This window comes from Barnesiella sp. An55 (assembly GCF_002161555.1).
Classification (GTDB): Bacteria; Bacteroidota; Bacteroidia; order Bacteroidales; family Barnesiellaceae; genus Barnesiella; species Barnesiella merdipullorum.
In genome coordinates, this window is the sequence record NZ_NFHZ01000019.1 from 16,635 (window position 1) to 31,847 (window position 15,213).

Annotated in this window: 13 protein-coding genes and 1 pseudogene; 9 read left to right on the plus strand and 5 right to left on the minus strand. The window is 53.5% G+C overall.

What is annotated here, in order from left to right; genetic code table 11:
* The first annotated feature begins 7 nt into the window (after window positions 1-7).
* From murD to serS, 9 genes are read left to right on the plus strand one after another with little or no spacing between them, the layout of a single operon-like run.
* Entirely contained in the window at window positions 8-1,351 is a 1,344-nt protein-coding gene (gene murD, locus B5G10_RS11110; protein ID WP_087424800.1) for a UDP-N-acetylmuramoyl-L-alanine--D-glutamate ligase, read from the plus strand.
* 21 nt (window positions 1,352-1,372) lie between these two features.
* Entirely contained in the window at window positions 1,373-2,653 is a 1,281-nt protein-coding gene (locus tag B5G10_RS11115) for an FtsW/RodA/SpoVE family cell cycle protein (protein ID WP_087424801.1), read from the plus strand.
* 10 nt (window positions 2,654-2,663) lie between these two features.
* Window positions 2,664-3,776 carry an undecaprenyldiphospho-muramoylpentapeptide beta-N-acetylglucosaminyltransferase gene (murG, locus tag B5G10_RS11120; protein ID WP_087424802.1) on the plus strand — a complete coding sequence of 371 codons (1,113 nt, stop codon included), beginning with the start codon at window positions 2,664-2,666 and terminating at the stop codon, window positions 3,774-3,776.
* Entirely contained in the window at window positions 3,773-5,143 is a 1,371-nt protein-coding gene (gene murC / locus B5G10_RS11125) for a UDP-N-acetylmuramate--L-alanine ligase (protein ID WP_087424803.1), read from the plus strand. Before murG ends, murC begins: the two co-directional genes overlap by 4 nt.
* Window positions 5,140-5,877, plus strand: a complete 738-nt coding sequence (locus B5G10_RS11130) for a cell division protein FtsQ/DivIB (RefSeq protein WP_087424804.1) — start codon at window positions 5,140-5,142, stop codon at window positions 5,875-5,877. Before murC ends, B5G10_RS11130 begins: the two co-directional genes overlap by 4 nt.
* Window positions 5,878-5,896: 19 nt before the next feature.
* Window positions 5,897-7,327: a cell division FtsA domain-containing protein gene (locus B5G10_RS11135; protein WP_087424805.1), complete on the plus strand. Its 1,431-nt coding sequence runs from the start codon at window positions 5,897-5,899 to the stop codon at window positions 7,325-7,327.
* Window positions 7,328-7,339: 12 nt separating this feature from the next.
* A complete protein-coding gene (ftsZ, locus tag B5G10_RS11140; RefSeq protein ID WP_087424806.1) occupies window positions 7,340-8,569 on the plus strand; it encodes a cell division protein FtsZ in 1,230 nt (409 codons plus the stop codon).
* Between the two features lie 26 nt (window positions 8,570-8,595).
* Window positions 8,596-9,045, plus strand: coding sequence for a GatB/YqeY domain-containing protein (locus tag B5G10_RS11145; RefSeq protein WP_087424807.1), 450 nt, complete (start codon window positions 8,596-8,598; stop codon window positions 9,043-9,045).
* A 31-nt stretch (window positions 9,046-9,076) separates the two neighbouring features.
* Window positions 9,077-10,348 (plus strand): serine--tRNA ligase, encoded by a 1,272-nt coding sequence (gene serS, locus B5G10_RS11150; protein ID WP_087424808.1) that lies wholly within the window; start codon window positions 9,077-9,079, stop codon window positions 10,346-10,348.
* Window positions 10,349-10,436: 88 nt separating this feature from the next.
* On the opposite strand, the gene B5G10_RS11155 is transcribed toward serS, so the two are convergent.
* The 5 genes and pseudogenes from B5G10_RS11155 to B5G10_RS12985 form a co-directional block, all read right to left on the minus strand.
* On the minus strand, window positions 10,437-10,976 hold the full coding sequence (locus tag B5G10_RS11155) for an LPP20 family lipoprotein (RefSeq protein ID WP_143241135.1): 540 nt from the start codon (window positions 10,974-10,976) through the stop codon (window positions 10,437-10,439).
* A 40-nt stretch (window positions 10,977-11,016) separates the two neighbouring features.
* Window positions 11,017-12,441 (minus strand): LPP20 family lipoprotein, encoded by a 1,425-nt coding sequence (locus B5G10_RS11160; protein ID WP_143241136.1) that lies wholly within the window; start codon window positions 12,439-12,441, stop codon window positions 11,017-11,019.
* A gap of 2 nt (window positions 12,442-12,443) precedes the next feature.
* Window positions 12,444-13,709: a DUF6175 family protein gene (locus B5G10_RS11165; protein WP_143241137.1), complete on the minus strand. Its 1,266-nt coding sequence runs from the start codon at window positions 13,707-13,709 to the stop codon at window positions 12,444-12,446.
* 82 nt (window positions 13,710-13,791) lie between these two features.
* Window positions 13,792-14,424: a hypothetical protein gene (locus tag B5G10_RS11170; protein ID WP_143241138.1), complete on the minus strand. Its 633-nt coding sequence runs from the start codon at window positions 14,422-14,424 to the stop codon at window positions 13,792-13,794.
* Window positions 14,425-15,058: 634 nt separating this feature from the next.
* Window positions 15,059-15,175, minus strand: a pseudogene (locus tag B5G10_RS12985) (ribonuclease H); the annotation flags it as partial.
* Window positions 15,176-15,213 lie beyond the last annotated feature (38 nt).

Consider the following 15,213-nt stretch of genomic DNA (forward strand, 5'->3'; position numbering starts at 1 on the left):
TTTCGATATGGAAAAGAAAAAGAGAATTGTCGTGTTGGGGGCTGGCGAGAGCGGTGCCGGAGCCGCCGTGTTGGCCCAAGTGAAAGGTTTCGACGTGTTCGTTTCGGACATGTCGTCGATTCAAGACAAATATAAAGAGCAGCTCGACCGGTATGGAATTGCCTGGGAAGAAGGGCATCACACCCCCGAGTTGATTTTGAATGCCGACGAGGTGATCAAGAGCCCCGGTATCCCGACCAATGCTCCCATGATTGTGGCTTTGCGGGAAAGGAATATCCCCGTTATCTCCGAAATCGAGTTTGCCGGTCGCTATACCCATGCCCGCATGATCTGCATTACCGGTAGCAACGGCAAGACCACCACGACCCTGCTCACCTATCATATCTTGAAGAGTGCCGGTTTGAAAGTGGGTTTGGCCGGCAACGTGGGGAAGAGTCTGGCCTTGCAGGTAGCAACTTGCGACTACGACTACTATGTGATCGAGTTGAGCAGTTTCCAACTCGACAACATGTATGACTTCAAGGCCAATATTGCCGTGCTGCTCAACATTACTCCCGACCATCTCGATCGCTACGATTACAAGATGGAGAATTATGTCGATGCCAAGTTCCGCATCATCCGCAACCAGACCGAGGACGATGCCTTCATCTATTGGAACGACGACCCCGTCATCAACGAAAAGCTGTCAACGATAACCCTCAAGTCGCAGCGCTATCCGTTTGCCGAGACTCACGAGCCCGGCACCCAGGCCTATACCGATCATGGAGAGCTCACCATCGACACGCCCGAGGAGAAACTCACCATGAATACCGACGAACTCTCGCTGCATGGCCGCCACAACCTTTACAACTCGATGGCTGCCGGGCTTTCGGCCTGCTTGTTGAATGTGAAAAAAGAGGCCATCCGCAAGGCTTTGAGCGACTTCGAGTCGGTAGAGCATCGGCTCGAACGGGTTGCATCGGTGCGGGGTGTGCAGTTTATCAACGATTCCAAGGCAACGAATGTCAACTCGTGCTGGTATGCGCTGGAGAGTATGAAGACTCCCGTGGTGCTCATCCTGGGCGGGAAAGACAAAGGAAACGACTATACCGAAATCGAACAACTCGTGCGCGACAAGGTGAAGGCACTGGTATTCCTTGGTGTCGATAACAGCAAGCTGCACGCCTTCTTCGAGGGCAAGGTGCCCTACATAACCGAGGCGCGCTCGATGAAAGAGGCGGTGGACAAGTCATATGCCCTCGCTTCGCCGGGCGATACGGTATTGCTGTCGCCCTGTTGCGCCAGCTTCGACCTGTTCAAGAGCTACGAAGATAGAGGCGACCAGTTCAAGGCTTGTGTAAGAGCATTATAAGAAAAAGAGGAACAGACGCTTATGAAAGTCGATACAGTGGAGAATACCAAGAGGAGCGATCCCTACATTTGGGGGATTATCATCATCCTGTATATCGTGTCGGTAGTCGAGGTTTACAGTGCGATAAGCCGCGAGATTACGGGTGGCGATGTCTATTCTCCTATCATCAAGCATGTGATGCTCCTCTTCTCGGGCTTCCTCATCACCTACTTCACCTCGAAGATTCATTACAAGTGGTTCAAGATGGTGGCCTATCTGATGATACCGCTGGCCATCGTGCTGCTGGTGAGTATCCTCTTTTGGGGCGAGACCATCAATGGAGCCAAGCGTACCATCCCGATAATGGGTATCTCGCTGCAAGGCTCGGAGGTGGCCAAGGTAACGATTGTATTGGCGATGGCTACCGTCTTGGCCAAGAACCAGATTAAGCGAGGGGTGAATATGAAGGGTGTTATATGGGTGGTTGCGCTGGTTACCATCTTCAGCGGCCTGCTGTTTACCCAGGGCCTTACCAACACGCTGCTCTTTATCGGGATAAGCGTGTGCATGATGCTTATCGGCGGGGTGGAGTTGTATAAACTGCTGGGTATCTTTTTGGTCTATGCCATCCTGGCGCTGGCGGTGATGCAGGCCAAGGACCTGATTACCGAGGCCAAGGCATCGCCTGAGACCCAGGAGGTCGTGACGCAGAATGGAGGAAAAGAGAAAAGGGTGATTGCCCGCTCCTCGACGTGGAAGAGCCGCTTGGACGACTTTTTCGACCCTACGCCCGAGTATGAGAAGCCTACCACCCCTGACAATCTGCAAGAGCATCGGGCCGCCATGGCCATGGCACACGGAGGCATTACCGGTGTGGGGCCCGGCAACAGTCGGGAGTCGTCGCGGTTGCCGTTGGCCTTCTCCGACTACATCTATGCCATCATTATCGAAGACTTGGGCTTTGTAGTCGGCGGGGTAGGGCTTTTGCTGGTCTATCTCATGATACTGGCGCGGGCGGGGCTCATAGCCCGGCGCTGTACCAAAGCCTTCCCGGCCCTGCTGGTCATGGGTATGGCGGTGATGATTGTGTTGCAGGCCCTCTTCAACATGGCCATTGTGGTAGGGGTGTTCCCCGTTTCGGGACAGCCGCTGCCGCTCATCAGTAAGGGAGGAACCTCGATTTGGATGATGAGTTTCGGTTTCGGAGTCATGCTCAGCGTGAGCCGGTATGCCGTAAAAGATACAGGTAGTAACATCAAGTCGGAGCGGGAGAGCGACTTGCCCGAAGATTTGCAGGCCGCCAATCCCACCAATTTAGCATAAGGAGGCAATTATGAAACGACCCATAAGAGTATTGATAAGCGGTGGCGGTACGGGGGGACACATCTTCCCCGCCATCTCCATCGCTAACGCGATAAAGGCCCGGTGCCCCGAGGCCGACATTCTGTTTGTAGGGGCCGAGAACCGCATGGAGATGGAGAAGGTGCCGGCGGCCGGATACCCCATCGAGGGGCTTCCCGTGAGCGGCTTCAACCGCAGTAATCTGCTGGCCAACTTCAAGGTGCTGTGGCGACTGGGCAAGAGCTTGAGGATGGCGCGCGGTATTGTGCGTCGGTTCAACCCCGACGTGGCCGTGGGGGTAGGCGGATATGCCAGTGGCCCCACGTTGTGGGCGGCTGCCCATCGGGGGGTGCCCACCCTCATCCAGGAGCAGAACTCCTATGCGGGGGTCACCAATAAACTGCTGGCCTCGAAGGCGCACACCATCTGTGTGGCCTACGAGGGGATGGAGCGCTTCTTCCCGGCCGATAAAATCGTGCTCACGGGAAATCCCGTGCGACAGGACTTGTGTAACGACAGGCTCACTCGCGACGAGGCTTTCGAGTTTTTCGGACTCGACCCTCACAAGAAAACCATTCTGCTCATTGGGGGTAGTCTGGGTGCCCTCACCCTCAATACCGCCGTGGTAGAGTCGATACCCGAGATTGTGAAGAGCGGCGTACAGCTCATCTGGCAGTGTGGTAAACGGTTTGACGAGCGGGCTCGGGCGGCCATGGAAGCGGCCGGCAATCCGGCCTGCATCAAGCAGATGCCTTTTATCGCCCGCATGGACCTGGCCTACAAGGCTGCCGACCTGGTAATCTCGCGTGCCGGAGCCAGTTCCATTTCGGAGCTTTGCCTGCTGGGCAAGCCTGCCATTCTGGTACCGTCGCCCAATGTGGCCGAGGACCATCAGACCAAGAATGCCGAGGCCCTCTCTTCGAAAGGGGCCGCCATACTGGTGCGTGATGCCGAGGCTCGTCAGCGGTTGATGCCCTGTGCCCTCTCGGTGGTTCACGACGAGGAGGCACTCCAGTCGATGAGCCGGCAGATATCGCTGCTGGCCCAGCGCGATTCGGCTGCGCGTATTGCCGATATAATTTTTGATATAGTCGATAAGCAATGAAAAACTATACATCACTCTATTTCATAGGTGCCGGCGGCATAGGCATGAGCGCGCTGGTACGCTATTTCCTGGCCAAGGGCTATCGGGTGGCCGGCTACGACCGCACCCCTTCGCCCCTTACCGAAGCACTCCAGTCCGAGGGGTTGGAGATTGTCTATGACGAGTCGGTTGCTCTCATCCCCGACTATTGTCGCGATGCGGCTACCACGCTGGTGGTCTATACTCCGGCCATTCCGGCCACACACGCCGGGTTGGTCTATTTCAGAGAGCAGGGCTTCAAGGTCGTGAAACGGGCCGAGTTGCTGGGGCTCATTACCCAGTCGAGCAAGGGCCTCTGTTTCTCGGGAACGCATGGCAAGACCACGACTTCGAGCATGGCTGCCCACATCTTCCACGAGTCGCCCATTGGCTGCAACGCTTTCCTGGGCGGTATTCTGCGCAACTACAACAGCAACCTCATCCTGTCGGACCACTCACCATTCACGGTCATCGAGGCCGACGAGTATGACCGTTCGTTCCACTGGTTGCATCCCTATATGGCCGTGGTGACGGCTACCGATCCCGACCACCTCGATATCTACGGGACCGAGGAGGCCTATCTCGAGAGCTTTGCCCACTTCACCTCGCTCATCCAGCCGGGCGGTTGCCTGGTTATCAAGAAGGGTATCAAGCTGGTGCCCCGTGTGCAGGAGGGGGTGAAGGTCTATACCTATTCGGCCTGCGACGGCGGTGATTTCCATGCTGAGAACATACGGGTGGGCAACGGCACGATTGTGTTCGATTTCGTGGCCCCCGACGGCGTGGTGGCCGATGTCGAGTTGGGAGTCCCCGTCGATATCAACATCGAGAACGCCGTGGCCGCCATGGCGATTGCCCGGTTGAACGGAGTAGCCGACGACGATATGCGGCGGGCCATGGCCTCGTTCAAAGGCGCAAAACGCCGGTTTGAGTTTTGGGTAAAACGCAACGACCGGGTGATGATTGACGATTATGCCCATCACCCCGACGAATTGAAGGCCAGCATCCGCTCGGTGCGGGCCCTCTATCCCGGTCGCAAGCTCACGGTAATCTTCCAGCCGCACCTGTACAGTCGCACGCGGGATTTCGCCCCCCAGTTTGCCGAGGCGCTCTCGATGGCCAACCAGGTGATTCTGCTCGATATCTATCCGGCTCGCGAGCAGCCCATACCGGGAGTCACCTCGCAACTTATTTTTGACAAGATAACGTGCAGAGATAAAGAACTTTGTTTGCGCGAAAAGTTGTTAGAACGGATAAAAGAGTGTAACTTTGACATTTTATTGACGATGGGGGCCGGTGACATAGACCGGTTGCTCCCCCAAATAGCGTCAATCGTGGAGGCGAAATGAAGGCATTGTTGAGATTTTTGTTCATGGTAGTGCTGGTAGCCTACCTGTTTGTCTCGTTCTTTATTCTCCGCTCCCAAGCGGCAGAGGACAAGTGCATAGACTTGCAGGTCGAGGTCTTGGACAGCACTGCGCGGCATTATATCTCGCCGGCTGACATATATGGCTATATCGAGGAGTACGATCTGGATCCTTGCGGGAAACCCATGGGCGAGATCGACACCGAGAAGATAGAACGAACCCTCATGCTGAACGGTGTGCTGGGTTCGGTCGAGTGTTATAAACGGGCGGGAGGAACCCTGTATGTGGGGGTAACCCAGCGCGTCCCCGTGATGCGGGTGATGGCCAACGGCAGTAACTATTATGTCGATACCGAGGGCCAGCGCATGGCTGCCGGGGGACAATATCGGGCGCATCTGCCGTTGGTGACGGGCCAGTTGGACAGTGTATTTACCTATCGTGAGCTGTTGCCGATAGCCCGGTATGTATATGAGCACCCCTTCTGGAATGCCCAGATTGAACAAATTTATGTCAATGAGCGTCATGAGATAGAACTGGTGCCCCGGGTAGGCGATCAGACGATTCTGCTGGGGTCGGCTCAAGACTATGAAACGAAGTTCGACAACCTGATGTTGGTCTATAAGAAGGTTTTCAACGAGACCGGTTGGTCGATGTACGACACCGTTTCGTTGAAGTTCAAAGACCAGGTAGTTTGTACTCGTAGGAAAAAGTGGTGAAATAAAAAACAATTGAGATATGGATACGGAGAGATACATAGTAGCTATTGAGATCGGGAGCTCGAAAATAAGAGGAGCCATAGGAACCCGCTCTCTGAAAGGGGTCGTTACTGTGCTTGGCGTAGATACCGAACCGTTGAACGGAAGCGTAAAACGGGGATTCGTGGTGCGACCCGATGAGGTGTCGGCGAAAATCAAACGCTTGATATTTAAGTTGAGCAACCGCATAGGGACTTCGAAAAAGATAAAACAAGTATATGTCGGCATCAGCGGTCAATCGCTCCATGCCGAAGAGCACATGATAAGTCGTGATTTCCCCGAGGGAACTCTCATCACCGAGGATATTATCAAACACTTGCAGGAAGAGGCCCGCGAGATGCCTATCGCCGGCGCCGATATTCTGGAGGTGGTGCGTACCGAGGTAACGGTCGATGGCCGCCTGCGCACCGGTAGAGACGAGTTGATGGGCTCGAGCCTGAAGATGGGCGTGAAACTGATAGTGGCCCGCGACGAGCTTAAGCGAAGCGCCGCCCGTTGTTTCCAGGGAGGTCTTGGTGTTGTGCATTACATCCCCACGGCCCTCTCGACAGCCTATGTGGCTTTGAGCAACGAAGACCGCCAGGCCGGTGTGATGTTGGTCGATTTTGGGGCCGACACCACTTCGGTATCGATCTATAAAGATGGCTTTTTGCGCTATCTCTCTACCATACCGCTGGGCGGGCAGAATATTACACGCGACATTATGACGCTGAATGTAACCGCTGCCGAGGCCGAATCGTTCAAGGTGCGCCTGGGATCGGCCAAGGTGATGGGCGATGAGTCGAATATCACGTTGCGTGGCGAGAATAACTCCGAGATCAAGAGCCTCGATCTTTCCAAGGTGGTCAAGGCTCGTATCGAGGAGATTGTAGCCAATGTCAATGCCCACTTCGATTATGCCAAGTGCGACCGCAAGAGCCTGGGTGCCGGGATGGTGATTGTGGGTGGAGCCTCTAAGCTCTCCAACCTCACCGAGCTGTTGGCCGAAAAATGCGACATCAAGGTGCGCAAGGGTGCACTTCGTCAGGATATGTTGCTCGATGTGGCCTCTCAATCGAAAAGTTCCGACTATCTGCAGATTCTGGGCCTGCTCTATTCGGGTCGCGAGAACTGCGTCGAGACCGAGGCATCGTCGATCGACGACGAGGAGAAAGAACCCGTTGTGGAAGAGGTGCCCGTAGATCCGAGAGAACAGAAAGCTCGAGAGAAAGAGGAGCAGGAGCGTCGCAAACGTGCCGAAAAAGAGCGTCGCAAACGCGAGGCCGAAGAGGCCAAGAAGCGTGAGAAAGAGCGCAAGGAGAAAGAGAAGGAGGAGAAGGAAAAATCCAAAGGCCCCGGTCTTTTTGGCAAGGTGAAAGATATGCTCAGGAAGGCCGAGACTCTGCTCGATGATGAAAACGATAACTATTAAAAGAAGAACGTCATGAACGAATTGGATATCAACAACGCTCAGTTGCCCGACTTCATCGTTCCCGGAGCCGATGCAAGAAAAGATGAGCCTATCAAGATAAAGGTAGTAGGTGTAGGTGGCGGTGGAGGTAATGCCGTCAACTACATGTACCGTCAGAATATCCAGGGGGTGAGTCTGGCCCTCTGCAATACCGACCCTCAAGCCATGAGCGATTCGCTGGTGCCTATCAAGGTGGCTATCGGCGACGAAGGAGCCGGAGGCGAGCCCGAGGAGGGCAAGCGCCTGGCCGAGGAGTATGAGCAGAAGGACGGCCGCATCTCGGCCCTCTTCGAAGACGAGACCCGCATGGTATTCATCACTGCCGGGATGGGAGGTGGCACCGGTACGGGTGCCGGCCCGGTCGTGGCGCGCATTGCCAAGGAGAAGGGTATGCTCACGGTGGGTATCGTCACCATCCCGTTCCTCTTCGAGGGTGAGCCCAAGATCTTGCAGGCCTTTGCCGGTGTCGAGGAGATGCGTAAACACGTCGATGCGCTGCTGGTGATCAACAACGAACGGTTGTGTAAGATTTATCCCGACCTCTCGTGGACCAACGCCTTCTCCAAGGCCGATGATGCCTTGGCCAACGCCGCCCGCAGCATTGCCGAACTGGTGTCGAAGAACGGTAAGATAAACCTCGACTTTGCCGATGTGCGCACTACTCTCAAGAATGGTGGCGCCGCCGTGATCAGTACCGGTGAAGGCGAAGGCGAGCACCGTATGAGCAAAGCCATACAGAATGCCCTCATCTCGCCGTTGCTCAAGGAGAGCGATATCTATGACTCGGAGCGGGTATTGTTCAACCTTTATTTCTCGCCCGAGGAGTCGGACGAGCTTCGCATCGAGGAGTCGAAAGAGTTGAGCGCCTTTATGACCCGCTTCAAGAAACGGGTAAAGGTAATTTGGGGTTACACCCACGACTCGTCGCTGGGCAAGAAGGTGAAGATTACCATTCTGGCTACCGGATTCGAGGTGTCGGACCTCACCTTCAAGGGCGAATACGGAGGCGATGCCGACGAGCACATTGCCCAGTCGCAGTACATTGTGCTGCGTCCCGACCAGCTCGACAACAACGAGCTCATCGACAAACTCGAGAATGCGCCGGCCTATGACCGTCCCAAAGACTTCCGCGACAACTTCGAGGGCGGCGAAAAGCAGCGTCACGAGGAGAGCGGGAGCAGCCGTCGCTCCATAAAATTTTGATTGAAACCTGTAAAATAGTATAGATTATGAATTTATTTGATCAGGTCAGCAACGACATCAAAAGTGCCATGCTGGCAAAAGACAAAGTAAGACTCGAAGCCCTGCGGGGTATCAAGAAAGAGTTTCTCGAAGCAAAGACCGCCAAAGGGGCCGATGGTGAACTGTCGGACGAGACGGCGATGAAGATATTGGCCAAGATGGTGAAACAACGCAAGGAGAGCGCTCAAATCTACTCGGAGCAAAATCGCCCCGATTTGGCCGAACCCGAACTGGCCGAAGCTGCCGTGATAGAGACCTATCTGCCCAAGCAGATGACCGACGAGGAGCTGACGGCTGCCCTCAAGGCTATTATTGCCCAGGTGGGAGCCACCACACCGCAGGAGATGGGCAAGGTGATGGGTGTGGCCACCAAGCAGTTGGCCGGGCGTGCCGACGGTCGTGCCATCTCGACCAAAGTAAAAGAACTGTTGTCTTAAAAACAAGAATACAATATACCAACATTAGACTATGCTTACACTAAGTGTCATTAAAGAGAATCCCGAAGAGGTGATACGCCGGTTGGCTATCAAGCAATTCGACGGGCGAGAGGCCATAACCCGGGTACTCGAACTGGATAAAATACGTCGCGCTTCGCAAGCCGAGCTCGATGGCAAACTGGCCGAACTCAAGCGGTTGGCTGCTCAAACCGGACAATTGATGAAAGCCGGTAAAAAAGAGGAAGCCGAGGCTGTGAAGGCCCAGACGGCTGCCCTGAAAGAATCGACAAAGGCTCTTGAGGATTCGATGGTATCGGCCGAGAAAGAGATTACCGATATTTTGTTGACAGTCCCCAACCTGCCTTATGCCGGTGTGCCCGAGGGTCGTACCGCCGCCGATAACATTGTCGAGAAGACTGGTGGTGTCATGCCCAATCTGCCTGAGGATGCACTGCCCCACTGGGAGTTGGCCAAGAAATATGACTTGATCGACTTTGAACTGGGTGTGAAGATTACCGGTGCCGGTTTCCCCGTTTACAAGGGTAAGGGTGCCCGGTTGCAACGTGCCTTGATTTCGTTTTTCCTCGATGCTGCCCGCGAGGCCGGATACCTCGAGATACAACCTCCCTATGTGGTAAATGCCGCATCGGGTTACGGAACGGGACAATTGCCCGATAAAGAGGGTCAGATGTACCACTGCAACGAGGATGACCTCTACCTGATTCCTACCGCCGAGGTACCGGTGACCAACCTCTACCGCGATGTGATTTTCAATGAGAGCGATCTGCCCATCAAGAATACGGCCTATTCGGCCTGCTTCCGTCGCGAAGCCGGCTCATACGGCAAGGACGTGCGTGGCTTGAACCGTCTGCACCAGTTCGACAAGGTGGAGATTGTGCAAATACAGCACCCCGACCACTCCTACGAGGCTCTCGAGGAGATGAAAGATCATGTGCAGAGTCTGGTAGAGCGCCTCGAATTGCCTTGGCACATTCTGCGTCTGTGTGGCGGCGATATGAGTTTCACCTCGGCCATTACGTTCGACTTCGAGGTATTCTCGGCCGCTCAGAAACGCTGGCTCGAGGTTAGCTCGGTATCCAACTTCGAGAGCTACCAGGCCAACCGTCTGCACTGTCGTTATCGTGGTGCCGACAAGAAGATGCACCTGTGCCACACCCTCAACGGTAGTGCATTGGCTTTGCCTCGTATTGTCGCTGCATTGCTCGAGAACAACCAAACCCCCGAAGGTATCAAGATTCCTAAAGTGCTGGTACCTTACTGCGGTTTCGATATCATCGACTGATCGAGAAATACCTATATATGAACAGGGGCTGCCCATGCGGGCAGCCCCTGTTGCTTTGTTATACGTTAAGTCCCCTGTGGAATCGAGATTATTGTACGCCCGACTTAGCAATCGTTTCGTCGGCTACTTTGTCAAATTGAGCCTGTTGGTAGTCGAGTTTCAGTTTCTCGTCTTCCAGAATGGCTTTCTCGATGGCATCGGTGATTTCTGTTTTGGAGAGACCTACCGAGATGTAAGCTCTGTATTTACCGTCGGCGGTGCGCACGATGCGGTCGCATACGATTGTCGAACCCGAAAGAGTCTGTTTGGTGATAAGTTGCAGACGCTCTTCGGTCTTTTCGTTCAGTTCGGTGTTGATATCATTGCGGTAGCGTTTGGAGAAGTTTTCTACGGCGGTCGAGATCGACGATGCGATAGAGGCACGAGCCGAGTTCACGGCTTTGTCCTTGGCCATTTGCATATCGGTACTCTCGGCCGTGGCATTGGCATAGAAATACTCTTCGCTGGTGAGGAAGTGGCACAGTTGTTCAACCTCCTGCTCGCCGCTATTGGCCGCTTGTTTGGTCGATGAACATGATGCCAGCGATATCACGCCCAGTGATATCAGTAACAGTTTGATTGCTTTCATTTTCAATAAAGTTTTAGTGTTAATAATGATGTGAATGTGTCTATTCTATGATTTCGGGCATCGACGTGTCGTCGTCGGCTTCGTTGTCAATCGCGTTGCTGTTTTGTTGAGCTTTGCGGGAGAAGTGAGCGTTTTTCAAGTTGCGTTCGAGCATGGGCCGCAGTTCCTTGAACAGGTCGCGTTGCACGGTGGCCTGTATCTTGGAGTTGGAGCTGTTGACCGGGAGCAGCGAACGGACGTCTTGTGGCCCGAAGTTGGCAACGGTGTTGCCTGTACTCAAATCGATAATGGAGATGTTGCAGGAGGCGAAAACCTCGATGAGGTCATACATCTCGCTCGGGATGATACCGCCTTTGCGAATCGACGAGTTGACAGTGACCGAGAGGTCGGCGCTGTCTTTCTCGTGAACGATATCGAAGTAGTCGTTCAGGTAGCTCGAGATGTTGTTCGACAGTCCCGATATGCGGTTGTCCTGAGTATAGAGTATCGCTTTGAGAGGCGCTTGCTCGACCACTACAGGCAACTTGATGACCGGGATGTGGTCAAACAGGTCGGCCGTCAACCGCTTCATGTAGTCGGTGTTGAATTTTGCAGGAGCCGATACATCGACCCGCAACTCAATCTCTTGGTAGGGCTGTTTCGAGGTGACATTGGTGATGGTGAGCGTGGCTGTCCCGTTGCTTTGGGTCTTGGCGTCGAGCGACACTGAGCCTTCGCCAATCGAGAAGCGAGCTTTCAAGGGGATGCCTATTGCGGGCGTCCCGTTTGATAGCACTTCGATTTGTGCCAGAGTGGCCTCTTTGCTGAAGGCCTGGGCCGTAATCTTCTGCGGGGTGGTGAGAATCGACAGGTCGGCAAAGAGAGCCTTGAGCGAATTGTATAGCTCGATGCCGATATCGATGGTGCGACCCTGATGATCGACCGTGAGATGGCGGTTGGCATAGGCTTCGACCGATGCAAGCCCCGACAGGTAGAGGTCCATGGCGTCGGTGAGACGGCCCGAGTCTTCGGCCTGGACGCCTTTTACCCAATAGTCATAGGCTCGGGTGGTGGCTTCGGACAGACGCTTTTGCATCAGCAGTTCATACTCTTTCTTGTTCAGTCGATAATATACCCAGTACCGTTCACCGTCGTTGTAACTATCGACCAGTTCGTGTCCTTCGAGTTGAGCGATGGCCGTGCTCTTGATGTCCTGGTTGAACGACTCGCTATACACGCTGTTGATATCCTGTTGATTGAGCAGCGACGTGCTTTCGATTTCGATGTTGATTTCGCCGATGAGGTCGCCCAGCGCCTTGTCGCGGGCTACTTGCTGGAAATTGTTCTCGGTAACCAATGCCGAGCTAATGCCTATATAATAGTCGTTGTCGATGGGCTTGGCTTTGACCCATGCCGGTGTAGTGCCGGCAAAGGTCGCAACCATCCCGATAAACAAGGATATAGATGATACGAGAATACGTTTCATGGTCAATCGTCTATGGTTATGTAAATGGTATTACCGTCGAGCCGGTTGGAGGCGTTGATACCCTGTTTCTTCAGGTAGCGGGTGAGGCGTACGGCAAAGTCGTTGGCATCTTGCAGCGCCCCGTTTTCGTCTTTGTTGGGAATTTGTACGCTATCGAGAATCAGCAGCACATCGGTTTTGCCTTGTTGGTGGAATCGTCCGCCGACGGCATTTTTGCGAACCCACGAGCGTATGTAGTCCGAGATGCCAAAGCCCGCCGTTCCCACCTCGTCGTCGAGGGTCTTGTAGGATGTGCCGGCGATGCTTACGCGCAGGGTAACGGACGTACCCCGATCGATACTCTTGGCCAGACTCTCAACTACCTCGCCGATGAACTCTTCGGAGACCTTGTGTATGGCTCCTACGCACAGACGGTCGAATGTGGTCGAGCCCGAGAAGGATGAGTTTTTGGTAGAGAGCAGGTTACCTGTGGCGGTTTCGTAGGCCTTGAGGGCGAGCGATACGCTGCCTTTTGAGCCGGTCATCCGCTTGGTGATATCGACACTCACATAGATGTCGGCGCCGCTGCTTCGAATGAGTTGGGCGTCGAACGTGTTGGCATTGTCATATTCAAATTCGTTGGAGCGGAGGGCGGCATTGTAGCGGGCCTCGAAGTCGATGGTGGTGACACCTATCTCGCGGAACTCTTCCTGCACCTTGCTGATGGCGATACGCTTGTCGGCATCGCTCGAGAGAATCTCTTTGTAGCTTTCGCCGTCCTGTTTGTAGGGAACCACCATGATAGTGGGGTTGATACCGCTGTCCGATACCTCTTCGGCACTCATCTCCGAAGCCTCGGGAGCCCGCAGGTCGTTTTGCAGCAGGTCGCGGTCAAAGGCATCCTTGTAGAGTTGCACGGTGACGGTGACCTCCCACAACCCGAGGTAGTTTTTCTTGGGTTTGGGGTCGTCGAGAGCCTTGGCAAACACGGCATATCGGTTGTTGTCGTAGAGGCGTGTAAAGTAATAGGAGTGAGCCGTGCGGTCTGCTTCCTTCAGGATGGGTTTGCCGTTGTCCACTCCCTGGATACCGGCAAACAAATAGGTGTCGATAGCCGATTTTACGGCCATCGGGATGGCTTGTTTCTTCTCGGTCGAAGTGGCGGTGGACTTCAGGGTTATGGTAGGTCCCTCACCCCCGAGGTATATGACATCCCTTGAAAAGTAATCTTCTGCATGTAGAGCCACCATTGAGGTGAGAAGCAGGAGTAACCATGTAATTCTTTTCATTAGACCTGTGATAAATGGTTATTACCCGTTAAGGGTGAGATTGTCATATCTCACCCTTAACGAGATAAGTAAAATAGAGATCTTAGAGACCAAAAATATTGGTGTTTACTTTGGTGACAACCGTTACGGCGTCGGGGGTTTCGAGCATGGCTTTTTGAATTTCCTTACCCTCTTTGGTTACTTTGCAGAGCGAGATGTCGGCACCTTCTACCGATTCTACCTTGATTTCGCCGATTACTTTGTTGATGGTGCGGCCACCGATTGTCTTCTCAACACGTACATCGAGTTTCTGGCCTTTGAGGATTCCGTCTTCGCTGCCGAGCGAGATATAAACTTTCTTGGCGGCATCTTTCTTCACTTCGGCTACTTCGATGACGGTACCGTAGGATTTGAATACCTCGTCCACGAAGTCGGGAATTTGGGCGTCGATGAAGTCAACGGCCGAGTTGACGGCGTCGAGTTTGGTATAGAATGTCGAGAAGAGTGTCGAGCTTGTGGCTTCGAATGTTTTATTGGCAATGATTTCGTTGTCGCTGATGCGAGTAACTTTCAATTGATAGTTGATTTTGGCCGAGTAGGTGGTACCCTTGTCGTTGCGCCCCGTGGTGTAGGTGATGGAGACTACTTGTCCGTCGAGCGTGTAGTCGGCTTCGGCACCGTCGTCGGTAGCACTGTCGAGCACTTTGACACGGCCTTTGTTGTTGATGCCTTCCATAACTTTGTTGCGTACAGAGTTGCAATAAGTCTGGCTGACAGAGGTGCTGTGGGTGAACGGTTTTACAAGTACACTTTCGCGAGCGGCGTAGGTTGAAAGAGAAAACAGAGCCAATACCACTAACAATAATACGTTTTTCATCATGTGAAGAATTTTGTGCGTCTTGAAAGGTCCCCCCTCTTTCAATAAAATATATTATCCCTATAAAAACAAAAGACGTGGGAGTCTGTACCTGTTACTCGTCCCACAATCCTAGGCTCTCGCATTGCCATTCCTGTCGGGACTCGCAACACAGAAACCCACGCCGATATGTATATAGTATCTGAAAAATCCGATACCATAACATATCAGCCGGGCATCTACTGTTGCTCTCTCTTGGACAGGTGATGAATTTGCGAGATTCAGGATTGTCAAGATCAATAGCGCAAAGTAAACGCCTTTTGATATGTTAGCCCCCTTCTGGCCGGATTGAAATCAATCGGCACAGTGGCAATTCATGGCAAAAGTATAAATAAAAATTAAAGAATCAAATAATTCGCTATATAAATTTAGAGCCTCGCACAGTCCTTTTCATCCCTGTTCTTTTTGATTGTGAGGCTCATATCAGGCTTTTTGGGGAGGCTTTTCGGGAGCCTTATTTGCGGCCGAAGTTGGCTGGAATCTCTCTCCATTTTCCGGCTTTCCACCTGATGATGGGATTGGTATAGGTGTGGGTTTGCAACCAGCGTTCGGTCCGGGCGATGAGATCGAACTGCTCATCATGGTGTCAAAAAAATTATCGAAGTTATT

Coding starts and splice junctions, on each gene's coding strand:
- murC (WP_087424803.1), top strand. CDS start 3,773: ATGAAAAACTATACATCACTCTATTTCATAGGTGCCGGCGGCATAGGC.
- B5G10_RS11160 (WP_143241136.1), bottom strand. CDS start 12,441: ATGAAACGTATTCTCGTATCATCTATATCCTTGTTTATCGGGATGGTT.
- murG (WP_087424802.1), top strand. CDS start 2,664: ATGAAACGACCCATAAGAGTATTGATAAGCGGTGGCGGTACGGGGGGA.
- B5G10_RS11165 (WP_143241137.1), bottom strand. CDS start 13,709: ATGAAAAGAATTACATGGTTACTCCTGCTTCTCACCTCAATGGTGGCT.
- ftsZ (WP_087424806.1), top strand. CDS start 7,340: ATGAACGAATTGGATATCAACAACGCTCAGTTGCCCGACTTCATCGTT.
- B5G10_RS11170 (WP_143241138.1), bottom strand. CDS start 14,424: ATGGAAGGCATCAACAACAAAGGCCGTGTCAAAGTGCTCGACAGTGCT.
- B5G10_RS11145 (WP_087424807.1), top strand. CDS start 8,596: ATGAATTTATTTGATCAGGTCAGCAACGACATCAAAAGTGCCATGCTG.
- B5G10_RS11135 (WP_087424805.1), top strand. CDS start 5,897: ATGGATACGGAGAGATACATAGTAGCTATTGAGATCGGGAGCTCGAAA.
- B5G10_RS11115 (WP_087424801.1), top strand. CDS start 1,373: ATGAAAGTCGATACAGTGGAGAATACCAAGAGGAGCGATCCCTACATT.
- murD (WP_087424800.1), top strand. CDS start 8: ATGGAAAAGAAAAAGAGAATTGTCGTGTTGGGGGCTGGCGAGAGCGGT.
- serS (WP_087424808.1), top strand. CDS start 9,077: ATGCTTACACTAAGTGTCATTAAAGAGAATCCCGAAGAGGTGATACGC.
- B5G10_RS11130 (WP_087424804.1), top strand. CDS start 5,140: ATGAAGGCATTGTTGAGATTTTTGTTCATGGTAGTGCTGGTAGCCTAC.
- B5G10_RS11155 (WP_143241135.1), bottom strand. CDS start 10,976: ATGAAAGCAATCAAACTGTTACTGATATCACTGGGCGTGATATCGCTG.